This window comes from Hydrogenophaga sp. GW823-FHT04C09 (assembly GCF_058796355.1).
Window position 1 is genome coordinate 438,080 of sequence record NZ_JBXAIO010000001.1, and the last position, 23,642, is coordinate 461,721.

The following is a 23,642-nucleotide window of genomic DNA, read 5'->3' on the forward strand; positions in this document are numbered from 1 at the left end:
GAGGTGAAGCGGCGGAGTATGCGGGCAACATCTGTAACAGCGTGTCATAAAAATAAAAAATGAGTGCTGACAAGCACTTGGCGCTGCCACAATCGAGTTTGTTACATTTAACGGAAGTTGCTCCCATGCCACAAACCACTGTCCGTCCCAACAAAGTGCTGGTCGTCGACGACGACGTCCGCATCCGCGACCTGCTGCGCCGCTACCTCATGCAGGAAGGCTTCGAGGTCATGCTGGCCGAAGACGGCAAGGCCCTCAACCGGGTTCTGCAACGCGACTCGGTCGACATCATCGTGCTCGACCTGATGATGCCCGGCGAAGACGGCCTGTCGATCTGCCGCCGCCTGCGCGCCAATGGCGACCGCACGCCCATCATCATGCTCACCGCCAAGAGCGAGGATGTGGACCGCATCGTGGGCCTGGAAGTCGGCGCCGACGATTACCTGGGCAAACCCTTCAACCCGCGCGAGCTGCTGGCCCGCATCCACGCCGTGCTGCGCCGCCGCCCGCCCACCGAGGTGCCGGGTGCACCGTCGCAGGACCAGGAAGTGGTGAAGTTCGGCCCGTTCGAGTTCGACCTGAGCCTGCGCACCCTGCGCAAGGAAGGCGCCGACCTGCCGCTGACCACCGGCGAATTCGCCATGCTCAAGGCCCTGGTGCGCCACCCGCGCCAGCCCCTGTCGCGCGAAAAACTGGCCCAGCTGGCGCGCGGCCGCGAGTTCGAGCCCTTTGACCGCAGCCTGGACGTGCAGGTCTCCCGCCTGCGCAAGCTGATCGAAGAGGACGCCGCGTCGCCGCGTTACCTGCAGACCGTCTGGGGCGTGGGTTATGTCTTCGTGCCCGATGGCAATGCCTGATGTCCGACGAGTCACGCGTTCCGTTCGAGACCCAGCCAGCCTCGCTGGAGACAGCGCCCGCCCCGCTGGACATGCGTCCTTCGCGGGGCGTGAGCCTGTTCTGGCGCACGTTCTTCTTTCTTGCCCTGCTGCTGGTCGGCTGCACCGTCGCCTGGCTGCAGACCTTCCGCGCGCTGGAGTACGAGCCGCGGGCGCTGCAGAGCGCGAACCAGCTGGCCTCGCTGGTCAACCTCAGCCGGGCCGCCCTGGTGCACTCGGACGCCATCGCCCGGGTCTCGCTGATCAAGACCTTGGCCAGCGAGGAAGGCCTGCGCATCGCACCGCGTGAGCCCACCGACACCTTCCGCCTCTACAACACCGATGCACTGAGCCGCAACGTGGCCGAGCGCCTGCGGGGCCGCCTCGGGCCCGACACCCTGGTGGCGCGCGAAGTCAATGGCGCGCCAGGCCTGTGGATCGGCTTCACCATCGACGGCGATCCCTACTGGCTGCTCACCGACCCCTCGCGCATCGGCCCGGTGGCGGGCACCACCTGGCTGATCTGGCTGGGCACCGCCGCCCTGCTCTCGCTCACGGGCGCGGCGCTGATCGCGCGCCTGATCAACCGGCCACTGAAGAAGCTCTCGTTCGCGGCCAGCCGCGTGCGCGAAGGCGATTTCAACGCGAGCCAGCTCAACGAAGCCGTGGCCACCAGCGAGATCCGCGAGGTCAACATCGGCTTCAACCGCATGGCCCAGCGGCTCTCCAAGATCGAGCAGGACCGGGCCCTGATGCTCGCCGGCATCTCGCACGACCTGCGCACGCCGCTGGCCCGCCTGCGCCTGGAAACCGAGATGAGCGTGGACGACGCGCAGGCGCGCGAGCACATGGCGGCCGACATCGACCAGGTCAACGCCATCATCGACAAGTTCCTCGACTACGCCCGCCCCGACCACCTCAAGCCCGAGCGCGTGAGCCTCAACCAGGTGGTGGACGCCGCGATCTTCTCGGTCGGCCAGGACCCGAACACCTACATCACCACCAACATCCCGCGCGACACCGCCGTGATGGGCGACGCGGTGGAACTGCAGCGCGTGTTCTCCAACCTGATCGAGAACGCCATGCGTTACGGGCGCGACCCGGAAACCGGCATCGCCAAGATCGACATCGCGGCCAAGGCCAAGGACGACGACGTGCTGGTCAAGCTGCGCGACCACGGGCAAGGCGTCAACCCGGAGCAGCTCGAACAGCTGACCCAGCCGTTCTACCGGGGCGACGTCTCGCGCAGCGCGGCCACCGGCACCGGCCTGGGCCTGGCCATCGTGGACCGCGCCATCGCGCGCATGGGCGGCCGTTTCGCGCTGGCCAACAGCAGCACCGGGGGCCTCGCGGCCCACATGAAACTGGTCAAGGCGCCGTCTTGACGAGCAGCGCCACCGCGCGCGCCTCGATCGACAGGCCCTGCCCCACGGGGCCGATCTTCTCGGCCGTCTTGGCCTTCACGTTGACCTGACCGGTCGCCAGCCCCAGCGTGCGGGCGATGCCTTCGCACATGGCGGCGATGTGGGGCGCGAGCTTGGGCGCCTGCGCGATCACGGTGCTGTCGATGTTGCCGATCTCGAAACCCGCCTCGCGCACCCGGCGCGCCGCTTCGGCCAGCAACACGCTGGAGTCGGCGCCTTTGAAACGTTCGTCGGTGTCGGGGAAATGGTGGCCGATGTCACCCAGCGCCGCCGCACCCAGCAGCGCGTCGGTGATGGCGTGCAGCAGCACGTCGGCATCGGAATGGCCGAGCAGCCCCTGGCTGTGGGGAATGCGCACGCCGCCGATGATGAGCGGCCGCCCGGGCACCAGCGCGTGCACGTCCCAGCCCTCGCCGATGCGGAACGAAGGAACGGTGTTGGGATTCATGAACGGCTCCTGAGCACGGCTTCGGCGAGCGCGAAGTCTTCGGGGTAAGTGACTTTGAAGTTCTGCGCGCTGCCGCGCACCAGCAGCGGCCGGTGGCCCGCCATCTCCATGGCGCTGGCCTCGTCGGTCACACCGGCGAAGCCGCCGGGCGCCGTGGCCGCCAGCGCGGCCTGCAAGGCACCCAGGCGAAACATCTGCGGCGTCTGCGCCAGCCACTTGTCGGCGCGCTCCACCGTGGCCGCCACGCGCCCACCCGTTTCGGCCTTGAGCGTGTCCGGCAAGGGCAGCGCCAGCAGGCCGCCCACGGCATCGTTCCAGCAGGCGTCGATCAGGGCATCCACCTGAGCCGGCGTGACGAGGCAGCGCGCGGCGTCGTGCACCAGCACCCAGTCGTCCGTCCGGGCGCCCTGCTCGCTCAAGGCCTGCAGGCCGTTGAACACGCTCTCGGCGCGCGTGGCCCCGCCGCGGCGCGCCAGCGTGGTGCCCACGGGCTGCGAGGTCCAGAAGCCATCGTCGGGCGCGATGACGACCACGCAGCCTTGCAGGCGCGCCACGGCGCGCAAGGCCGCCAGGGTGTGCATCACCATGGGCTGGCCGGCGATCGGCTGGTACTGCTTGGGGATGTCGGTGCCGGCCCGGGTGCCGGTGCCCGCACAGGGCAGCAGCGCATGGCATCGGGGAGCGCTCGGGCGGGTCAATTCGGTGTCGGCATGGGGCATGGTGTGCCTGCATTCTAAAATCAGCCCTCACACCCCCGCCCTCCCGGTCGGGGGTGTTCGTCATGGCCGCATTGGCCCACCACGCACTCAAGTCCACCCCGCACGCCCCTCCATCTCCCATGGACTTGCCCAAACTCACCCCCGGCAAACGCCACACCGTGCCGCATCCCGGCGGCTCGGCCGATGCCCTGATGCTGGCCCAGCTGGGCGAGCGCGAAAAAGCCGCCGGCCGACTCACCGCCATCGTCACCGCCGACGCCAACGACGCGCAGCGGCTGATCGACGAGATGGCGTTCTTCGCGCCCGGCCTGCGCTGCGCCCTCTTCCCCGACTGGGAAACGCTGCCCTACGACACCTTCTCGCCGCACCAGGACCTGATCAGCGAACGCTTGGCCACGCTCTGGCGCATCTCGCAGCGCGACAAGGACACCGGCGCCGACGTGGTGCTCGTCCCCGCCACCACCGCGCTGTACCGGCTCGCGCCGCCGTCCTTTCTGGCCGGCTACACCTTCCACTTCAAGGTCAAGCAGAAGCTCGACGAAGCCAGGCTCAAGGGCCAGCTGACCCTGGCGGGTTACCAGCACGTGACGCAGGTCGTGAGCCCCGGCGAGTACGCGGTGCGCGGCGGCCTGATCGACCTCTTCCCCATGGGCAGCTTGGTGCCCTACCGGGTGGACCTGTTCGACGACGAGATCGACAGCATCCGCACCTTCGACCCCGACAGCCAGCGCAGCCTGTACCCGGTGAACGAGGTGCGGCTGCTGCCCGGGCGCGAGTTCCCGATGGACGACGCGGCGCGCGCCAAATTCCGCAGCCGCTGGCGCGAGCTGCTCGAAGGCGACCCGACCAAGAGCCGCATCTACAAGGACATCGGCAACGGCGTGGCCACCGCCGGCATCGAGTACTACCTGCCGCTGTTCTTCGACGACACCGCCACCGTGTTCGACTACCTCGGCGCGGACACGACCGTGGTGCTGCATGGCGACCTGGAGCCCGCCTTCCAGCGCTTCTGGCAGGACACCAAGGACCGCCACCGCCTGCTGCGCGGCGACACCGAGCGGCCGGTGCTGCCGCCCGAAGCCCTGTTCCTGGGCACCGAGCAGTTCTACACCCGCGCCAACCAGCACGCGCAGTACGTGGTGCGCCCGGCGAAGCAGGAGATCGAACACGGCGCGCACGTGCAGAAGCTGGGCGACCTGTCCGTGGTGCGCGGCGCCGAAGACCCGCTCTCGCGCCTGCAGGCCCACATCCGCAACACCGCGCACCGCGTGCTGCTGCTGGCCGAAAGCGATGGCCGGCGCGAGAGCCTGCTGGACTTCCTGCGCGCCAGCGGCGTCCACCCGCCGGCCTTCGACTCGCTCGCCGAGTTCCAGGCCAGCGAAGAAAAGACCGGCATCGCCACCGCCGCGCTCGCGGTCGGCTTCTCCTGGCTGGACGACGGCATCGACTTCGTCACCGAGACCGAGCTCTTCGCCGCCGGCCCCACCACGCGCCGGCGCAAGAAGCAGGAACAGGTCAGCGACGTCGACGCGCTGATCAAGGACCTGTCCGAGCTCAACCTGGGCGACCCCGTGGTGCACAACGCGCACGGCATCGGCCGCTACCGCGGCCTGGTGAACATGGACATGGGGGAGAAAAACCCCGACGGCAGCCCCGCGCTGCAGGAATTCCTGCACCTGGAGTACGCCGACAAGGCCGTGCTCTATGTGCCGGTGAGCCAGTTGCAGCTGATCGGCCGCTACACCGGCGTGAGCGCCGACGAGGCGCCGCTGCACAAGCTGGGCAGCGGCCAGTGGGAAAAGGCCAAGCGCAAGGCGGCCGAGCAGGTGCGCGACGCCGCCGCCGAGCTGCTCAACATCTACGCCCGCCGCGCCGCGCGCCAGGGCCATGCGTTCCGCTACTCGGCGCAGGACTACGAGGTGTTCGCCAACGACTTCGGCTTCGAGGAGACCGCCGACCAGCGTGGCGCCATCCACGCCGTGATCCAGGACATGATCAGCCCGCGCCCCATGGACCGCCTGGTCTGCGGCGACGTGGGCTTCGGCAAGACCGAGGTCGCCCTGCGCGCCGCCTTCGTGGCCGTCACCGGTGGGCGCCAGGTGGCCTTCCTCGCGCCCACCACGCTGCTGGCCGAACAGCACTTCCAGACCCTGTCCGACCGCTTCTCCAAGTGGCCGGTGAAGGTGGCCGAGATGAGCCGCTTCCGCTCGGCCAAGGAAATCACCGCCGCCGCCAAGGGCCTGGCCGACGGCTCGGTGGACATCGTGGTCGGCACGCACAAGCTGCTCAGCGAAAGCGTGAAGTTCAAGGACCTGGGCCTGCTCATCATCGACGAGGAACACCGCTTCGGCGTGCGCCACAAGGAGGCGATGAAGGCCTTGCGCGCCGAGGTCGACGTGCTCACGCTCACCGCCACGCCGATCCCGCGCACGCTGGGCATGGCGCTCGAAGGCCTGCGCGATCTCTCCGTGATCGCCACCGCGCCGCAGCGCCGCCTGGCCATCAAGACCTTCGTGCGCAACGAGGGCAACGGCGTGATCCGCGAGGCCGTGCTGCGCGAACTCAAGCGCGGCGGGCAGGTCTACTTCCTGCACAACGAGGTCGAGACCATCGAGAACCGGCGCCAGAAGCTGGAGGAGATATTGCCCGAGGCGCGCATCGCCATCGCGCACGGCCAGATGCCCGAACGCGACCTGGAGCGCGTGATGCGCGACTTCGTGGCGCAGCGCTTCAACGTGCTGCTGTGCTCCACCATCATCGAGACCGGCATCGACGTGCCCACGGCCAACACCATCGTGATGAGCCGCGCCGACAAGTTCGGCCTGGCACAGCTGCACCAGCTGCGCGGCCGCGTGGGCCGCAGCCACCACCAGGCCTACGCCTACCTCATGGTCCCCGACATCGAAGGCCTGACCAAGCAGGCGGCGCAGCGACTGGACGCGATCCAGCAGATGGAGGAACTTGGCAGCGGCTTCTACCTGGCGATGCACGACCTGGAGATCCGCGGCGCGGGCGAGGTGCTGGGCGAGAACCAGAGCGGCAACATGCTGGAGGTGGGCTTCCAGCTCTACAACGAGATGCTGTCCGAAGCGGTGAGTTCGCTCAAGGCCGGTCGCGAGCCCGACCTGCTCTCGCCGCTGTCGGTCACCACCGACATCAACCTGCACGCCCCGGCCTTGCTGCCCAACGACTACTGCGGCGACGTGCACCTGCGCCTGTCGTTCTACAAGAAGCTGGCCACCGCGAAGAACACCGACCAGGTCGATGCACTGCTCGAGGAAATCGTGGACCGCTTCGGCAAGCTGCCACCCCAGGCGCAGACGCTGATCGACGTGCACCGCCTGCGCTGCATCAGCACGCCCTACGGTGTCGTCAAGGTCGATGCGGCACCGGGCGTGACGAACATCACCTTCCGCGCCAACCCGCCGTTCGAGCCGATGCGCATCATCGAACTGATCCAGAAGAACCGCCACATCAAGCTCGCCGGCAACGACAAGCTGCGCATCGAGCGCCCCCTGCCCGAGGTGAAGGACCGCGTGCAGCTGGTGCGCGACGTGCTGCGCAGCCTGGGCCAGCCGCTGCAGGCGAAGGCCCCCGCGCCGGCCCCGTAGGTCCCCACCGAGGGTGGGCCGGGCCCGATACCCAACGGCATGGTTTTTGCGTAAAACGGCATGGCCACCTTCCCTGGTGGCCCTGTCCCTTTCACCGCACAAACACACCGATACGGAGCCCACCATGCCGACCCGACGCACCGCGCTGCACATCGCCAGCGCCCTTCTTGCGCTCGCCCTCTCTGGCCCCACGCTGGCGCAGGGCAGCTACCCGGACCACGTGGTGAAGGTCATCGTCGGCCTGCCGGCGGGCGGCAGCGCCGACATGATCGCGCGCATGCTGGGCCAGAAGCTCAACGCCCAGTTCGGCCAGCCCTTCGTGATCGAGAACCGCGCGGGCGGCTCGGGCCAGATCGGCATGCCGGCGGTTGCCAGGGCCGCGGCCGACGGCTACACCCTCACCGTGTCGCCCGCCTCCTTCCTGACCACGAACAAGAGCATCTTCAAGACCCTGCCCTACGACCCCGAGGCCGACTTCATGCCGATCTCGCGGCTGGTGAACCAGCCCATGGTGCTGGTGGTCAAGGACAGGCAGAAGTACCCGACCGCCGCCGCCTTCCTCGCCGCCGCCAAGGCCGCGCCGGGCAAGATCAGCTACGCCTCGTCGGGCGACGGCAGCCCGCAGCACCTGGGTGGGCTGATGTTCGAGACCCGCAGCCAGGCCCGCATGCTGCATGTGCCCTACAAGGGCGGCGCGCTCGCGGTCAACGACACCCTCGCCGGCAACGTGGACGCGATGTTCGCCGTGCTGCCCGAGGCCCTGCCGCACATCCAGGCCGGCAAGCTCCATGCGCTGGGCCTGATGAGCCTCCAACGCTCGCCCGTCCTGCCGGACGTGCCCACCATGGCCGAAGGCGGTCTGGCCAACCTCAACCTCTCGGCCTGGGTCGCCATCCTGGCGCCAGCCAAGACCCCGCGCCCCATCATCGACCAGCTCAACCGCGCGGTGAACACCGCCATGGACGCCGAATTCAAGGCCAAGCTGGCAGCCAGCGGCATCGAGGTGGCCCCCAGCACGCCGGAAGAATTGCAGCGCATCATCTCGGCCGACATCAAGCTGCACGCCGAACTGGTCAAGGCCGCCGGCCTCACGCCACAGTAAGGGCTTGTGCATGGCTGGGATAATCCCGGCCATGACACAAGCTCCCGCCACCGCCACCGAATTCGCCCCCGGCCTCACCGTCCAGGGCTTCACCCCGCCGCTCAAACTCAGCGACTTCAAGCTCATCGCCTTCGACATGGACTCCACGCTCATCAGCATCGAGTGCGTGGACGAGATCGCCGACGCCGTGGGCAAGAAGGCCGAGGTGGCCGCCATCACCGAGGCCGCCATGCGCGGCGAGATCACCGACTACAAGGACAGCCTGCGCAAGCGCGTGGCGCTGCTGCGCGGCGTGACCATCGCCGACATGGAGCAGATCTACACCGAGCGCCTGCGCATCAACCCCGGCGCGGCCGAGCTGGTGCGCGCCTGCAAGGCCGCCGGCTTGAAGGTGCTGCTGGTCTCGGGCGGTTTCACCTTCTTCAGCGAGCGCGTGCGCCAGACGCTGGGCATCGACTTCACGCGCGCCAACGTGCTCGAAGTGGAAAGCGGCCCGAACTGCGGCCAGCTCACGGGTTACATGGTGGACCAGCCCTGGGGCGACATCTGCGACGGTGCCGAGAAACGCCGCACGCTGCTCGAAGTGGCGTCGCTGCTGGGCATCGAGCCCTCGCAGTGCATCGCCATGGGCGACGGCGCCAACGACCTGCCCATGATGGGCGTGGCCGGCCTCTCGGTGGCGTACCACGCCAAACCCGCCGTGCGCGCGCAGGCCATGGTGGCCATCAACGAAGGCGGGCTCGACCGCCTGCTCGAAGTCCTGCGCTGAACACGCTGATGCCCATGACGTCACGCCTTGCCCGCTTCGCGCAGTCGCTGCGCCGGCGGTGGAAAAGCCACCTCGTCACCCTGGGCCTGGTGCTCGCGGTGCTGCTGGGCGTGCAGGCCTGGCAGACGCGCGATGTGCCGCGCGGCCCCGCGCCCGATCTGGCCCTCACCCTGGTTCAGCCCGACGGCAGCGAGCGCCGCACGACCCTGGCGCAATGGCGCGCTGACCACCCCGGCCAGCCCGTGGCCCTGCACGTGTGGGCAGAGTGGTGCCCCATCTGCCGCACGGAAGAACACAGCGTGACCCGGCTCTCGGCGGACTGGCCGGTGCTCACCATCGCCATGCAATCCGGTCAGGCCGGCCCCGTGGCCCGCGTGCTGGCGCAGCGGCAGTTGCCCTGGGCCACGGCGATCGATCCGCGCGGCGAGATCGCCCGCCAGCTCGGCTTCAAGGCCGTGCCGGCCTTCGTGGTGGTGGATGCCCAGGGCCGGCTGCGCACGCCCACGGCCGGCTACACCAGCGAGATCGGCATGCGGCTTCGGCTGTGGTGGGCGCGGCTGTTCTGAGCCCGGGCCTCAGCCGCCCACGCGTTTGACGGCGTGACCCTGGGATTTCAGCGCGGCCATCACCTTCTCGATGTGATCGCCCTGGATCTCGATCACGCCGTCCTTCACCGTGCCACCGGTTCCGCAGGCCGCCTTGAGCTGCTTGCCCAGCGCGGCCAAAGCCACCGCGTCCAGCGCCAGACCCTTGACCAGCGTGACCCCCTTGCCACCCCGGCCCTTGGTCTCGCGCGAGACGCGCACCACGCCATCGCCCGCCGGCACGGCGCTGGCCCGTTGCTTGCACACGCATTGCGCCACCGGCTGGCGGCAGTCGGGGCACATGCGGCCCGCATCGGTGGAGTAGACCAGGCCACCGGTCGAAAGCTTGTTCTTCATGGGGCCGCATCCTACCCGGGCCGGTACACTGCCCCGATCCATGCCATTCACCGCCCTGGGCCTCGCGCCCGCCCTCGCCCAAGCCGCCGCCGAACTCGGTTTCACCACGCCCACCCCGATCCAGCGTGAAGCCATTCCGGCCGTGCTGGCCGGCCATGACCTGCTCGCCACCGCGCAGACCGGCTCCGGCAAGACCGCGGCCTACGCCCTGCCCCTGCTGCAACGGCTCACCCAGGCCGCCACCCATTCGCCGCGCCGCGTGCGCGCGCTGGTGGTCGTGCCCACGCGCGAACTCGCGGCGCAGGCCGGCGAGGTGGTGCGCGCGCTGGCGCAGCATCTGCCGCGCCCGCCCAAGGTGGCCGTGGTGTTCGGCGGCGTGTCGATCAACCCGCAGATGATGGCGCTGCGCGGCGGCGCCGACGTGGTGGTCGCCACGCCCGGGCGCCTGCTCGACCTGGTGGAACACAACGCGCTGCGCCTGTCGGCCGTGGAGCTGCTGGTGCTCGACGAAGCCGACCGCCTGCTGGACCTGGGCTTCGCCGACGAACTCGCGCGCGTGCTCGCCTTGCTGCCCGTCCAGCGGCAGAACCTCTTCTTCTCGGCCACCTTCCCCTCGCCGGTGCAGGCACTGGCCGACGCGCTGCTGCACGACCCCTTGCGCATCGACGTGCCCGCCGCGCCGGCCGAGGCCGCGGTGATCCTGCAGCAGGCCTTTCTGGTCGACAGCACGCGCCGCACGCAGTTGCTGCGCCAGCTCATCAAGGACCAGGGCTGGCAGCGCGTGCTGGTGTTCGTGGCCACGCAGTACGCGGCCGAGCGCGTGGCCGCCAAGCTGCACCACGGTGACCTGTACGCCACCTCCTTCCACGGCGGCCTGAGCCAGGGCGCGCGCCAGCAGGCGCTGGGCGAGTTCAAGGAAAAACGCTGGGACGTGGTGGTCACCACCGACCTGGCCGCGCGCGGCATCGACATCGAGCAACTGCCGGTGGTGGTGAACTACGACCTGCCGCGCTCGGCGGTGGACTACGTGCACCGCATCGGCCGCACCGGCCGCGCCGGTGCGAGCGGCCTGGCGGTGAGCTTCGTGAGCCCGACCACCGAAGCCCACTGGCGCCTGATCGAGAAACGCCAGGGCCTCTCCCTGCCGCTCGAGGTCCTGCCCGGTTTCGAGCCCACCGAAACCGCGCCACCGCCTTCGCCGGGCGACGGTGGCATCAAGGGCAAACGGCCGAGCAAGAAGGACAAGCTGCGCGCAGCCGCTGCTGCCGCCGCCCGCAAGCCGGACTGATTCAGCCCTGAGCCCCCTTGCCCGCGCGCCGGGCGCCCCCACCGCGCTGCCGCAACAGATCGAGAAAAGTGGCCGCCGCCGGCGACAGCGACTGCCCCTTGCGCTGGTACACGAAGTACTCGCGCTGGATCGCCGGCGCGCGCAGCGGCACGAAGCGCACGCCGAAGTTGTCGGCGAACGAGCGCGCGTACTCCGGTGCGAGCAGCACGCCCATGCCGTGGCCGGCCAGCGCCATCGCCGTGGTGAGAAAGCCCACGTCGCTCGCCGTGTCCAGCGAGAAGTCGTGGCCGTGCGTGTGCAGCGCGCGCTCCACGTGGCGGCCGAACTCGTGGGAGTAACTGATCCAGCGCTCGTCGCGCAGCTCTTTCCACGACACGCTGGCGCGCTCGTAGGCCGGGTGCCCCTTCGGGCACACCAGGCGGATCGGTACGTTCATGAGGAAGCTGCGCGTCACGTCCTCGCCCGTCAGGCGCTCGGGGCCGATGCCCAGCTCCACCGCCCCGTGGCGCACGGTGTCCACCACGTCGTCGGCCACCGCGTCCTTCAGGCGCAGGCTGATGCCGGGGTGCTGCTGGCCGAACTCGGTGAGCACCGAGGCCACCCAGGTGCAGGCCATCATCTGCGAGGTGGACACGCGCAGGAAGCCCCGGCGCAAGGCGCGGATTTCGGAAGCGCCCTCGACCACCTGGCGCACGTCCTCCAGGATGCGCTGCGCCAGCGGCAGCAGGTTCTTGCCGGCCTCGGTGAGCGTGATGGCCGTGCGGCTGCGGTCGAACAGCTGCAGGTGCAGCTCCTGCTCCAGCTGCTGGACCAGCATGCTCACCGCCGACTGCGTGAGGCTGAGCTGGCGCGCCGCGCCGGTGAAGCTGCCGCTTTGCGTCACGGCCGCGAAGGCCCGCATCTGTCTCAAGCTGATGTTCATCGCGTGCACCCATCTGGTTCAGAAGCGGTGCCCGCGGGCGTGCATGCACCATCATCAGATTTCATGATGAATGTATCAAAAGAATTCGCTTGTTTGATGCATCGCACGGTTCATAGAATGCCGCGAGACACCCCACCCCTCCCCCTCACAAGAATCCGTTGATCCCATGCATATCGCCGTTGTAGGCACAGGCATCGTCGGCGCCTGCACAGCCGCCTGGCTGCAGCGCGACGGCCACCAGATCACCTTCGTCGATCCGCTGGAACCGGGCGAAGCCTGTTCGTTCGGCAACGCCGGCTCCCTCTCGCCCAGCGCCTGCCTGCCGGTGGGCATGCCCAACATGTGGAAGAAAGTGCCCAGCTGGCTGCTCGACCCGCTGGGCCCGCTGACCATCCGCACCACCTACCTGCCGCGCGTGATGCCCTGGCTGCTGCGCATGCTGCAGCACTCCACGCCGCAGGAGGTCACGCGCATCGCCACCGCGCTGCAGACCCTGCTGCGCCCGATCTTCGACTGCTACGGCCCCCTGCTCGACCACGCCGACGCGAACGCCCTGGTGCGCCGCAGCGGTTGCCTGTACGTCTACTCCTCGCGCGAGGCCGCCGACCAGTGGAAGTGGGGCATGGCCCTGCGCAAGTCCCTCGGCGTGAACCTCGTCAACGTCGAGCGCGATGAGCTGGAAGAACTCGAACCCGACCTGAAGGGGCGCTTCCGCTTCGGCATCCTCGCGCCCGACAACGGCTCCACGCTGGACCCCTCGCAACTGGTCAAGGCCCTGGTCGCGCAAAGCGTGCGCGACGGCGCCCGCCACGACCACCGCTCGGTCACCGGCTTCGAACGCGAAGGCCGGCGCGTCTCCGGCCTGCGCATGGACCGCGGCGAACCGCTCGCGGTCGATGGCGTGGTGGTGGCCGCCGGCGCCTGGTCCGGCCAGCTCGCGAAACAGCTCGGCGACCGCGTGCCACTCGAAACCCAGCGCGGCTACCACGTGACCGTGCGCAGCTCCAATCTGAAGCTGCGCCACACCGTGATGGCCTCGGAGAACAACATCATGGTCAACCCCATGGCCATGGGCCTGCGGCTGGCCGGCACGGTGGAATTCGCCGGCCTCAAGCGCGCGCCCAACTACGAGCGCGCTCAGGCGCTGCTGCGCCAGGGCCAGCTGCTGTTCCCGCACCTGGACACCTCGGAAGTGACGCAGTGGATGGGCCACCGCCCCTGCATGCCCGACAGCCTGCCGGTGATCGACCGCAGCCGCGACGCCGACAACGCCTGGCTCGCCTTCGGCCACGGCCACATGGGCATGTGCATGGGCGCCAGCACCGGCCGCGAGGTGGCCCACCTGGTGGCGGGCCGCGCCACGCAGGTGGACCTGTCGCCGTTCAGCGCGCGGCGCTTCCGCTGAAAGGCCGGCATGAGCACACCGAGCTGGGCCATCGGCATCGACATGGGTGGCACCTTCATCGACGTGGTGGCCTGCGCCTCGGACGGCACACTGCGCAGCCTCAAGCACCCGCGCGAAGCGGGCCAGCTGGTGCAGCCGATCCTGCAGGCCGTGCAGCGCATGCTCGATGAAAACGGCATCGCGCCCACCCAGGTCGCGCGCATCGTGCACGGCTCCACCGTGGTCACCAACCTGCTGCTGGAGCAGAACGACGGCCCGGTGGCCGTGATCACCAACACCGGCATGCGCGACATCCTCGCGCTGGCGCGCCAGGACCGGCGCGACCTGTACACCGCCGCCGTGCTGCCGCCCACGCCCGAGCGCCGCCTGTTTCCCGCCGCGCACCGCGTCGAGATCGCCGGGCGCGTGGACGCGCACGGCGACGAGATCGAGCCGCTGGACCGCGAACAGCTCACCGCCCTGGCCCACCGCATCGCCGCCTCGGGCCTGCGCTCGGTCGCGGTCTGCCTGCTGTTCTCGCACCTGCGACCGGCGCACGAGCAGCAGGTGCGCGCCTGGCTGCTCGAAGCGCAACCTGAACTGATGGTCTCGCTCTCCAGCGAGGTCGACCCCAAGCCGCGCGAGTTCGAGCGTTTCCTCGCCACCGCCTTCGACGCCTACAGCAAGCCCATGGTGCAGCAGTACCTGCGGTCGCTGGGCGGCGCGCTGGCCGAACGCGGCCTGCCCGCGCCCGCGCTGATGCGCTCCGAAGGCGGCATCGCGCCCTGGCAGGATGCCGTGGCGCGCCCCATCGGCCTGGCCATGTCCGGCCCCTGCGCCGCGCTGCAGGGCGTGGCCGCGAGCCTGCCCGACAGCGATGCCGCCCAGGTGGTGATGTCCATCGACGTCGGCGGCACCAGCACCGACATCGGCATCCTCGAAACCGGACGCCCCCTGTTCACCGACACCCTGCTCTGCGGCGACCTCACACTGCGGCTGCGCTGCGCCGACGTGGAATCGCTCTCCATCGGCGGCGGCAGCCTGGCCAGCGTGAACGCCGGTGGCGGTCTGCGCCTGGGCCCGCGCTCGCAAGGCGCCTGGCCCGGCCCCGCGGCCTACGGCCTGGGCGGCACGAACGCCACGCTGACCGACGCCCTGCTGCTGCTCGGCCGCCTGCCGCGCCAGCTCTCCGGCGGCGTGGCGCTGGACGTGGCGCTGGCCGAAGCGGCCGTGGCGCGCGACGTCGCGTTGCCCCTGGGCATCGCCACCATCGACGCGGCGAAAGCCATCGTCGCCACCGCCGCCACGGCCATGGCCGAGAGCGTGAAGATGCGCGCCTTCCAGCGCGACATCCACCCCGCCGACTGCCTGCTCGTCGCGGCGGGTGGCGGTGGCGCCCAGCACGTGGCCGAGGTGGCCGAGCTCGCGGGCGTGTCACAGGTGCGCGTGATCGCGCACGCCGGCGTGGTCGCCGCGCTGGGCCTGCTGGCCTCGCCGCCCACGCAGACGGTGGAGAAGGCCTGTTCGCTGCCGCTGAATGCCGATGGCCTGGCCGCGCTCACCGCCTTGCGCGGTGACTTGCATCCCTCCATCGAATGCGCGTCCATCCGCTGGAGCCTGGAGATCCTGCACCGGGGGCAAGGCAGCCCGGTGGAAGTGGCCTGGCTGCCCGAAGACAACCTGCCCGCGCTGCAGGCGCGCTTCGCCGCGCGCTACGAAGCCCTGCGTGGCCAGATGCCCGCGCGCAGCGACGCGCTGGTGGGCCTGCTGCGCGGTGTGTTCGAACAGGCCGTGCCCCAGCCCGGCGTCAACGCCCACCACCTGCGGCCCGACCCCGCGCTGTGGGCCGGCTGCGCCGCCACGGGCCAGGGCCCGCAGGCCCTGTTCGCGGCCACCACCACCGTGTGGGTGCCGGCGGGCTGGCAATGGGCGCAGGAGGCCGACGGCTCCCTGCTGCTGACGCAGGCCGAGGAGGCGCGCGCATGAACGAACACCTGATCCTGATGGAGCCCGTGCGGCTGGCGCTGCAGGGCATCGTCGACCGCATGCAAAGCCGCATGATGCGCGCGGCCTACTCGTCGATCGCGCGCGAGGGCGGCGACTGCGCCGCCGCCGTCTTCCTGCCCGACGGCCGCCTGCTCGCGCAGGCGCGCTCGCTGCCGCTGCTGCTGGGTTCGCTGATCCCCGCCGTGGCCGGCGTCCTGAAGCGTTTTCCCGCGCCGCAGATGGCCGAGGGCGACGCCTACCTCATGAACGATCCCTGGTCGGGCGGCACGCACCTGCCCGACCTGATCGTGGTGCGGCCCATCGTCCGCGAGGGCGTCACCATCGCGCTGGCCGCCGCCATCCTGCACCACCAGGACGTGGGCGGCATGGCGGCCGGCTCGATCCCGCCGAACGCCACCGACATCCACCAGGAAGGCCTGCGCATTCCGCCGGTGCGCTGGCGCGCGGCCGGCGTGGTGGACAGCAACGTCGAGACCCTGCTCACCGCCAACAGCCGCACACCGGGCAACCTGGTCGGCGACCTGAACGCGCAGTGGTCCGCCGTGAGCCTGGGCGCGCGCGAAACCGCCGCGCTGCAGGCGCGCACCGGCCCCGCCTTCAACGCCGTGTGCGATGCCCTGCTCGCGCAGTCCGAGCGCATGACGCGCGACGCCCTGCGCCAGGTGCCCGACGGCGCCTGGCAGTGGGAAGACCAGCTCGACGGCGACGGCATCGACGACGCCCCGGTGCGCATCGCGGTGAGCCTGCGCAAGCACGGCGACGCGCTCACGATCGACTTCACGGGTTCGTCGCCGCAGACGCGCGGGCCGGTGAACGCATCGCCCTCGAGCATGATGTCCGCCATCCTGTTCTTCATGCGCTCGCTCGCGCCGCAGGCGCCGAACAACGCGGGCTGCCTCGCGCCCGCCACCTGGGTGCTGCCCGAAGGCAGCGTGGTCAACCCGCGCCTGCCCGCCGCGGTGAACGCGCGCACCGCCACGCTCAAGCTGGCCTGCAATGCCATGCTCAGCGCCTGGTCGCTCGGCGCCTCGCGCGAGCCGCTGGCCTCGAACGCGGGCGTGGCCACGGTGCTTTCGCTCGGCGGCACCGGGGCCGGCGGCCAGCGCTGGCTGCTCACCGAGATCATCGCCAGCGGCGCGGGCGCGAGCGCGCAGGCCGATGGCACCAGCGGCATTTCCACCGACGTGGGCAATGCGCGCAACACGCCGGTGGAGGTGATCGAATCCGAAGCGCCGCTGCGCGTGAGCACCTACGCGATCCGCGAAGGCTCGGGCGGCGTGGGCCGCTTCGTGGGCGGCCATGGCGTGCGGCGGGTATACCAATTGCTAGAAGGACAGGGCAGCGTCTCCTACCGGGGCGAACGCCATGTCAGCCGCGCGCGCGGCAGCCAGGGCGGTGGCGATGGTTCACCGTCGGCCGCCCGCATCGAAAGAGCCGATGGACGCATCGACGTGTTGCCCGCCCGGGCGCGCGTCGAGTGGTCGGCGGGGGACAGGCTCGTCATAGAAACGGCCGGAGGAGGCGCTTGGGGTGCACCAGACCACACACTGGTGGCACCGAAAGACCAACCCACATGAAAGTGATCTCGCCATGAACCGCATCACCACCACCTTCGCGCTCGCGGCCACGCTCGCCGTGACCGCGCTCGCGCCCTCGCTCGCTTCGGCGCAGGCCTACCCCAGCAAACTGGTGCGCATCGTCGTGCCCTTCCCGCCCGGCGGCAGCACCGACCTGCTCGCGCGCAAGCTCGGCGAGAAACTCACCGTCACCTGGAAACAGACCGTGGTGGTGGACAACCGCGCGGGCGCCGGCGGCACCGTGGGCGCGGACCACGTCTCCAAGTCCGAGCCGGACGGCCACACGCTGCTGCTGGGCGTGACCGGCAGCAACGGCATCGCCGGCGCGCTCTACCCCAACCTGCCCTACGACATGGTCAAGGGCTTCACGCCCGTCACGGCCGTGGTGAGCGCGCCGCTGCTGATCGTGAAGAACCCCAACCTGCCGGCGAAGAACCTGCAGGAGCTGATCGCGGCCGCGCGCGCCAAGCCCGCCTCGATCACCTACGGCTCGCCCGGCAGCGGCACCTCGATGCACCTGACCGGCGAGATGTTCAAGCTCGCCACCAAGGCGTCGTTCCTGCACATCCCGTACCGCGGCAGCGCCGGCGCGCTCACCGACCTCATGGGCGGCCAGATCGACCTGATGTTCGGCGACGTGCTGGTCGTCATGCCGCAGATCCAGGCCGGCAAACTGGTGCCGCTGGCCGTCACATCCAAAGAACGCCACCCGCTGTTCCCCAACGTGCCCACCGTCGCCGAGAGCGGCTACCCGGGCTTCGAGGCGCTGTCGTGGCAAGGCCTGTTCGCGCCGCCCGGCACGCCGGCGGCCATCGTCGAAAAGATCAACAAGGACGTGAACGCCGCGCTGACCAGCCCCGACATCCAGGAGTACTTCGTCTCGCGCGGCTTCAAGCTCGGCGGCAGCAGCGCCACCGAGTACAAGGCCTTCATCGAATCGGAAACGAAGAAGTGGGCCTCCATCGTCAAGGCCTCCGGTGCCAAACCCGACTGATCCCCGCATGAGCCCCAACCCCGGCATTGAACACATCGGGCCGCCCGTGGAACGGGCCGGCAAGGTCCAGCCCATCTCGCCCGCGGTGGTGGTCGAGGACCGGCTGGTCTTCGTCGCCGGCCAGGTGCCCATGTGCAACGGCCAGGCGGCCGGCGAGGACATCGCGAGCCAGACCCACTACACCCTGGACCTGATCGAGGCCATCCTGCAGCGCGCCGGCTGCACGCTGGCCGACGTGGTCAAGACCACGGTGTGGCTGGTCAACGCCAAGGACTACCCCGGCTTCAACGAGGCCTACGCCGAGCGTTTCCCCGCGGCCACGGCGCCCGCGCGTTCGACCGTCATTTCCGGCCTGATTGCCCCCGTGCTGGTGGAGATCGAGGCGGTGGCCCTGCGCCGCCCCGGCTGAGCCCGTGGCGAGGGGCTGGCCGCGCGCACCAGAATGGCGCGCCTGCTATCATGAAATCCCACTTTTCAGCGCGTCGTGGCCGGCTCCGGCCCACGCGACTCCGGACCATGACAGCTGCAGATTCCCCGGCACGGCGCGAGCCCCGCGCCGCCACCCCCACGCTTGCGCGCCCCGCACGTGCGGTGCGGGAAAGCCGACAGCGCATCCTCGCCGCCATCCGGGAAGCGGCCACCCAGGAGTTCAGCCTGCATGGCCTCAAGGGCACCTCCACCCAGGCCATCGCCGAGCGCGCCGGCCTGACCAAGCCCCAGCTGCACTACTACATCACCGGCAAGGAGGAGCTCTACAACGAGCTGCTGGACTCGGTGATGATGGCCTGGAAGATCGAGTTCGCACCGCCCGGCCTGACCGAGCCGGCCGACATCCTGAGCCACTACATCCGCCAGAAGCTGGACCATGCCTTCGACCAGCCCACGGTCTCGCGCATCTTCACGCGCGAGATCCTGGACGGTGGCCACAACCTGGGGCGCTACTGGCCCAACGCCCGCACCTGGGTCCAGAAGGAAGTCGGCATCATCAACGGCTGGATCGCGCGCGGTCTGATGAAGCCCATGAACGCGCACCTGCTGCTCATGCACATCTGGGCCATGACGCAGCACCACGCCGATTTCGCGCTGCAGGTGCGCCACATCTGCGGGCCCCTGGACCGCGAGGCCGTGGCCAACGAGCTCATCCCGTTCATCCTGCGCGGCTGCGGCCTGCTGCGCGACTGAGCGCGCTGTGGCGCCAACGACACGCGGCGCCACCTTCCTTCCCTGAATCTGCGGGTTTTCACGGTTTCCCCGGGGATGATTCTTCTTATACTGACCAAATAGTCAAATTAAATGGTCAGAAATTGAGTTCGATCAACACGCCAGCGGGCCAACCGGTCCATGCCAGCCCCCCGAACGGCCCCGCGCCACGCGGTGACCTGACCATCCGCGTCGCCCGCGTCGTGCGCCACACCGACGAGGTCAACAGCTATGTGCTGCAGCGCATCGACGGCCTGCCCCTGCCGGCCTGCGAGGCCGGCGCGCACGTGGACGTGTACCTGCCCGGCGGCCTGGTGCGCAGCTATTCGCTCTGCGGCGATCCGACGCGCACCACGGAGTCGTACGAGATCGCGGTCAAGCGCGAAGACACCGGCCGCGGCGGCTCGCGCGCCCTGCACATGTGGGTGCGCGAAGGCGAGATCCTGCGCATCGGCCTGCCGCGCAACCAGTTCCGCCTGGCGCCGAACGCGGCCCACCACCTGCTGCTGGGCGGTGGCATCGGCGTGACGCCCCTGGTCTCCATGGCGCATGCGCTGCACGCGCTGGGCGCGCCGTTCACGCTCGCGGTGTTCGCGCGCAGTTCCAAGCACCTGGCCTTGTGCAGCACGCTCGACCACGCACCCTGGCGGCGCAACGTGCAGGTGCACTTCGACAGCGTGCCGTCGCCCACCCGCCCCTCTTCCGTGATCGCCCAGGCGCCGGCCGGTTCCCACGTCTACTTCTGTGGGCCCGAGGGTTTCATGACCCACGTGCGCGAGGCCTGCCAGAGCTGGCCGGCCGAGCGCGTGCACTTCGAGTACTTCAGCGCCCCGACCCAGCCCCAGGCCGCCCCGGCCCAGACGTCGGGTTTCGAGGTGCTGCTCGCGCGCCGCCAGCTGCGCCTGCCCGTGGCGCCGGGCAAAAGCATCGCCCACGTGCTGCAAGGCGCGGGCGTGGCGGTGGACACCGTGTGCGAACAAGGCATCTGCGGCTCCTGCCTCACGCCCTACCTCGATGGCACGCCGGACCACCAGGACGCGTGCATGACCGAGGCCGAGCGCGCCACGCACGTGGCGATCTGCTGCGCGCGCAGCCACTCGCCCACCCTGACCCTCGACCTCTGAACCCCACCCCCATGCCGCAGCCGCCCGCCGCCCCCGACTTCATCGCCAACGCGCGGCTGCCGCGCTGGCTGCTGCCGACCGACTGGCCCACCGACCGCGCCGGCCCGGCCCTGGCGCTGCTGGAACTGGCCCAGGGCCGTGTGACCCGCACCTCGCCCATCACCGGCACCGTCAGGGTCACCGGCCAAGGCTGGGACGTGCAGGGCGCGCCGGTGCTGCCCGGGATGGTCGATGCGCACACGCACCTGGACAAGGCCTTCATCCTGCCGCGCATGGGCGCCGTGAAGCCCGGCCTGCTCGGCGCGATCGACGCGGTGATCGGCGACCGCGCCCACTGGACCCACGCCGACCTGCGCGAGCGCGCCGAGCGCGGCCTGCAATGGGCCTGGGAGGCCGGAACCACGCACCTGCGCACCCACATCGACTGGTGGGACCCCAGCACCCCGCCCCTGGCGTGGGAGGTGACCGCCGAACTCGCCGCCGAATGGCGCGGCCGCGTGCGGCTCGAACAGGTCGCCCTGATCAAGCTCGGCCTGTTCCAGGACCGCGACGAGGCGCGGGCCCTGGCGCGCCGCGTCGCCGCCACCGGCCCGCACGCGCTGCTCGGCGGTTTCGTGCACTCCAGCAACTGGGACGCCAACGCCCTGCGCCACCTCGTGCACGCCGCGCAGGCGGTCGATCTGGACCTGGACCTGCACGTGGACGAGGAACTCAATCCCGGCGCGCAAGGCCTGGCCTTCATCGCGCTGCTGCTGCGCGACATCGGCTTCACCGGCCGCGTGGTCTGCGGCCACAACTGCGCGCTCGCGGCCCAGCCCGAGGACCAGGCGCTGGCCACGCTGGACGCCGTGGCGCGCGCGCCGATCACACTGGTGTCGCTGCCCATCACCAACCTGCTGCTGCAGGACGCCGTCACCGGCCGCACGCCGCGCCTGCGCGGCCTCATGCTGGTGAAGGAAGCGCGCGAGCGCGGCATCCCGCTGCTGTTCGCCAGCGACAACGTGCAGGACCCGTTCTGCCGCGTCGGCAGCCTGGACCCGCTCGAAGCCATGCAGGCCGCCACGCTGGCCGGCCAGCTCGACACCCCTTTCGACACCTGGTCCGACGCGCTGTGCCGCGCCGACTGGCTGCAGCGCCAGCCGCTGGCCCGCGCCACGCTGGACGGCGCGAATGCCGACCTCGTGGTGTTCACCGCCTCGGACGCCCATGCCTGGCCCTCGCGCACCACGCCCCGCGTGGTGCTGCGCAACGGCCGCCCCCTCATTCCCTGACTCCCCACAAGGACCCGCCCCATGATGCACGGCTACTTCCCCCCGCACCGTTTCCTGCCCTACCTGGCCTGGACGGAAATCACCGCGCTGCCCGACCGCGAGAACACGGTCATCGTGCTGCCGGTGGGGGCCACCGAACAGCACGGGCCGCACCTGCCCTGCTCGGTCGACACCGTGATCGCCGCGGGCGTCATCGGCAAGGCCTTCGAGCGCCTGCCCGCCGAGATCCGCGCCTTCGGCCTGCCCCCCATCACCTACGGCAAGTCCGAAGAGCACCTGCACTTCGCGGGCACCATGACGCTCACCGGCACCACCCTGCTCTCGACCATGATCGAGCTGGGCGAGTCGGTCTACCGCTCGGGTTTCCGCAAGCTGGTGTTCGCCAACGGCCATGGTGGCCAGCCGCAGGTGCTGGAGATGGCCGCTCGCGAGCTGCGCCTGCGCCATGGCGATTTCGTCGTCGTGCCCTACGGCGTCTCGCGCGTGCCCAACGTCTCGGGCAAGTTCATCAGCGACGAAGAACGCAAGCTCTCCATGCACGCTGGCCATTCGGAAACCGCGCTGATGCTCGCGCTGGCGCCCGACACGGTGCACATGGAGCGCGCGGCCGCGTACTTCCCGCCGCCCTTCCCGTCCAAGACGCTCTCGGCCGATGGCCGACCGGCCTGCGCCTGGGTGGCGCGCGACTTCGGCCCCAGCGGCGTCATCGGCGACCCCACCACCGCCACGCGCGAACAGGGCGAAGCCATCCTCGACAGCCTGGCCAACAGCTGGGTCCAGGCCATCACCGAACTCTTCACCATGCGCTGGGTCGTTCGCGATGAACCGACCTGGGAGCGTGGCCACTTCACCGGTCACATCCAGCAGACGCTGGGCTGATCGATCCACCGTTCCGTTTCCCTCCCGCGCTCCTCCGTCCCACCCCCACCCTTCGACAGAAAGGCCTGCCATGTCCTCCTCCGCATCCCTGACCCGACTGTGCCGAGCCCTCGGCGCCACCGCCCTGGGCGTCCTGAGCCTGAGCGCCGCCCAGGCGCAGGAAAAGTTCACCTTCATGACCAACTGGTACGCGCAGGCCGAGCACGGCGGCTACTACCAGGCCATCGCGAACGGCATCTACAAGAAGCACGGGCTGGACGTGACCATCAAGATGGGCGGCCCGCAGATCAACATCATCCAGATCATGGCCGCCGGCCAGGCCGACTGCATCATGGGCGCGACCGACACGCAGATGATGGTGGCGCGCGGCAACGGCCTGCCCATCGTCAACGTGGCCGCCATCTTCCAGAAGGACCCACAGGTGCTGATCGCCCACGAGGACGTGAAGTCCTTCGAGGACATGAAGGGCAAGACCATCCTGATCGCGCCCACGGCGATGCGTGGCATGTGGTCCTGGCTCAAGGGCAAGTACGGCTACACCGACGCGCAGGCGCGGCCCTACACCTACAACATCCAGCCCTTCGTGGCCGACAAGAACGTCGTGCAGATGGGCTTCCTCTCGTCCGAGCCGTTCGCGATCCAGAAGGCCGGCGTGAAGGCCAACACCTTCCTGCTGGCCGACCAGGGCTACCCGCCCTACGCCAACCTGATCTCCTGCATGGACAAGACCGTGAAGGAACGCGAGAAGACCGTGGCCGCCTTCGTGAAAGCCACCGCCGAAGGCTACAAGAGCTACCTGGCCGACCCGGCACCCGCCAACGCGCTGATCAAGAAGGACAACCCCAACATGACCGACGACCAGCTCAACTACGGCATCGGCAAGCTCAAGGAGATGGGCATCATCACCAGCGGCGACGCCGCCAAGCAGGGCATCGGCATCATCACGCGCGAGCGCCTGCTCAAGACGCACGCCTTCCTGGTCGAGAACGAGATGATCGACCCGGCCAAGGTCAACATCGACCAGGCCTACCGCTTCGACATCTCCCGCGACGCCAAGGTCCTGCCCTGACGACCGCTGTGGGGGGGGGGGGGGGGGGGGGGAGGGGG

Annotated in this window: 21 protein-coding genes; 17 read left to right on the forward strand and 4 right to left on the reverse strand. The window is 69.9% G+C overall.

Annotated features, from left to right (window positions below; translation table 11 throughout):
* The first annotated feature begins 125 nt into the window (after positions 1 to 125).
* The gene (gene ompR, locus AC1Q9M_RS01870) at positions 126 to 857 is read left to right on the forward strand and encodes an osmolarity response regulator transcription factor OmpR (protein WP_291121876.1); all 732 of its coding nucleotides are present in this window, start codon (positions 126 to 128) and stop codon (positions 855 to 857) included.
* Positions 857 to 2,260 (forward strand): sensor histidine kinase, encoded by a 1,404-nt coding sequence (locus tag AC1Q9M_RS01875; protein ID WP_297401685.1) that lies wholly within the window; start codon positions 857 to 859, stop codon positions 2,258 to 2,260. The genes ompR and AC1Q9M_RS01875 overlap by 1 nt, the downstream gene beginning before the upstream one ends.
* Here the strand turns inward: AC1Q9M_RS01875 and ispF are convergent.
* Together ispF and ispD are read right to left on the reverse strand one after the other, a co-directional pair.
* Positions 2,244 to 2,747, reverse strand: coding sequence for a 2-C-methyl-D-erythritol 2,4-cyclodiphosphate synthase (ispF, locus tag AC1Q9M_RS01880; protein WP_444686401.1), 504 nt, complete (start codon positions 2,745 to 2,747; stop codon positions 2,244 to 2,246). The two genes, AC1Q9M_RS01875 and ispF, sit on opposite strands and share 17 nt — an antisense overlap.
* Positions 2,744 to 3,466 (reverse strand): 2-C-methyl-D-erythritol 4-phosphate cytidylyltransferase, encoded by a 723-nt coding sequence (gene ispD, locus AC1Q9M_RS01885; RefSeq protein WP_444686400.1) that lies wholly within the window; start codon positions 3,464 to 3,466, stop codon positions 2,744 to 2,746. Before ispD ends, ispF begins: the two co-directional genes overlap by 4 nt.
* A 119-nt stretch (positions 3,467 to 3,585) precedes the next feature.
* Between ispD and mfd the strand changes: the two genes are divergently transcribed.
* The 4 genes from mfd to AC1Q9M_RS01905 all read left to right on the forward strand — a co-directional run bounded on the left by mfd (position 3,586) and on the right by AC1Q9M_RS01905 (position 9,514).
* Positions 3,586 to 7,077: a transcription-repair coupling factor gene (mfd, locus tag AC1Q9M_RS01890; protein ID WP_492432143.1), complete on the forward strand. Its 3,492-nt coding sequence runs from the start codon at positions 3,586 to 3,588 to the stop codon at positions 7,075 to 7,077.
* Between the two features lie 124 nt (positions 7,078 to 7,201).
* On the forward strand, positions 7,202 to 8,179 hold the full coding sequence (locus AC1Q9M_RS01895; protein WP_492432145.1) for a Bug family tripartite tricarboxylate transporter substrate binding protein: 978 nt from the start codon (positions 7,202 to 7,204) through the stop codon (positions 8,177 to 8,179).
* A gap of 31 nt (positions 8,180 to 8,210) precedes the next feature.
* Positions 8,211 to 8,948 carry a phosphoserine phosphatase SerB gene (serB, locus tag AC1Q9M_RS01900; protein ID WP_382158516.1) on the forward strand — a complete coding sequence of 246 codons (738 nt, stop codon included), beginning with the start codon at positions 8,211 to 8,213 and terminating at the stop codon, positions 8,946 to 8,948.
* A 14-nt stretch (positions 8,949 to 8,962) separates the two neighbouring features.
* The gene (locus AC1Q9M_RS01905) at positions 8,963 to 9,514 is read left to right on the forward strand and encodes a redoxin domain-containing protein (RefSeq protein WP_382158518.1); all 552 of its coding nucleotides are present in this window, start codon (positions 8,963 to 8,965) and stop codon (positions 9,512 to 9,514) included.
* Between the two features lie 9 nt (positions 9,515 to 9,523).
* Here AC1Q9M_RS01905 and AC1Q9M_RS01910 read toward each other — a convergent pair whose 3' ends face one another.
* Positions 9,524 to 9,889, reverse strand: coding sequence for a translation initiation factor Sui1 (locus AC1Q9M_RS01910; RefSeq protein WP_382324361.1), 366 nt, complete (start codon positions 9,887 to 9,889; stop codon positions 9,524 to 9,526).
* Positions 9,890 to 9,929: 40 nt separating this feature from the next.
* On the opposite strand from AC1Q9M_RS01910, the gene AC1Q9M_RS01915 reads away from it, so the two are divergent.
* Positions 9,930 to 11,177, forward strand: a complete 1,248-nt coding sequence (locus tag AC1Q9M_RS01915; protein ID WP_492432148.1) for a DEAD/DEAH box helicase — start codon at positions 9,930 to 9,932, stop codon at positions 11,175 to 11,177.
* 1 nt (position 11,178) lies between these two features.
* On the opposite strand, the gene AC1Q9M_RS01920 is transcribed toward AC1Q9M_RS01915, so the two are convergent.
* Entirely contained in the window at positions 11,179 to 12,099 is a 921-nt protein-coding gene (locus AC1Q9M_RS01920) for a LysR family transcriptional regulator (protein WP_382324357.1), read from the reverse strand.
* 166 nt (positions 12,100 to 12,265) lie between these two features.
* On the opposite strand from AC1Q9M_RS01920, the gene AC1Q9M_RS01925 reads away from it, so the two are divergent.
* From AC1Q9M_RS01925 to AC1Q9M_RS01970, 10 genes are all read left to right on the forward strand, one after another.
* Positions 12,266 to 13,504 carry an NAD(P)/FAD-dependent oxidoreductase gene (locus AC1Q9M_RS01925; RefSeq protein WP_382324355.1) on the forward strand — a complete coding sequence of 413 codons (1,239 nt, stop codon included), beginning with the start codon at positions 12,266 to 12,268 and terminating at the stop codon, positions 13,502 to 13,504.
* A 9-nt stretch (positions 13,505 to 13,513) separates the two neighbouring features.
* Complete coding sequence (locus AC1Q9M_RS01930) at positions 13,514 to 15,469, forward strand: hydantoinase/oxoprolinase family protein (RefSeq protein ID WP_492432151.1); 1,956 nt, start codon at positions 13,514 to 13,516, stop codon at positions 15,467 to 15,469.
* Positions 15,466 to 17,067 carry a hydantoinase B/oxoprolinase family protein gene (locus tag AC1Q9M_RS01935; protein WP_492432153.1) on the forward strand — a complete coding sequence of 534 codons (1,602 nt, stop codon included), beginning with the start codon at positions 15,466 to 15,468 and terminating at the stop codon, positions 17,065 to 17,067. Before AC1Q9M_RS01930 ends, AC1Q9M_RS01935 begins: the two co-directional genes overlap by 4 nt.
* A gap of 13 nt (positions 17,068 to 17,080) precedes the next feature.
* Positions 17,081 to 18,061 carry a Bug family tripartite tricarboxylate transporter substrate binding protein gene (locus tag AC1Q9M_RS01940; protein WP_382158532.1) on the forward strand — a complete coding sequence of 327 codons (981 nt, stop codon included), beginning with the start codon at positions 17,081 to 17,083 and terminating at the stop codon, positions 18,059 to 18,061.
* Positions 18,062 to 18,068: 7 nt separating this feature from the next.
* Positions 18,069 to 18,470, forward strand: coding sequence for a RidA family protein (locus AC1Q9M_RS01945; RefSeq protein ID WP_382324351.1), 402 nt, complete (start codon positions 18,069 to 18,071; stop codon positions 18,468 to 18,470).
* A 107-nt stretch (positions 18,471 to 18,577) separates the two neighbouring features.
* The gene (locus AC1Q9M_RS01950) at positions 18,578 to 19,243 is read left to right on the forward strand and encodes a TetR family transcriptional regulator C-terminal domain-containing protein (RefSeq protein ID WP_291120293.1); all 666 of its coding nucleotides are present in this window, start codon (positions 18,578 to 18,580) and stop codon (positions 19,241 to 19,243) included.
* Positions 19,244 to 19,365: 122 nt separating this feature from the next.
* Positions 19,366 to 20,385 carry a PDR/VanB family oxidoreductase gene (locus AC1Q9M_RS01955; protein ID WP_382325580.1) on the forward strand — a complete coding sequence of 340 codons (1,020 nt, stop codon included), beginning with the start codon at positions 19,366 to 19,368 and terminating at the stop codon, positions 20,383 to 20,385.
* Between the two features lie 11 nt (positions 20,386 to 20,396).
* Complete coding sequence (locus tag AC1Q9M_RS01960; RefSeq protein ID WP_382324349.1) at positions 20,397 to 21,656, forward strand: amidohydrolase family protein; 1,260 nt, start codon at positions 20,397 to 20,399, stop codon at positions 21,654 to 21,656.
* Positions 21,657 to 21,677: 21 nt separating this feature from the next.
* Positions 21,678 to 22,535, forward strand: coding sequence for a creatininase family protein (locus AC1Q9M_RS01965; RefSeq protein ID WP_291120300.1), 858 nt, complete (start codon positions 21,678 to 21,680; stop codon positions 22,533 to 22,535).
* A gap of 70 nt (positions 22,536 to 22,605) precedes the next feature.
* Positions 22,606 to 23,604, forward strand: coding sequence for an ABC transporter substrate-binding protein (locus tag AC1Q9M_RS01970; RefSeq protein WP_382158540.1), 999 nt, complete (start codon positions 22,606 to 22,608; stop codon positions 23,602 to 23,604).
* Positions 23,605 to 23,642: the final 38 nt, after the last annotated feature.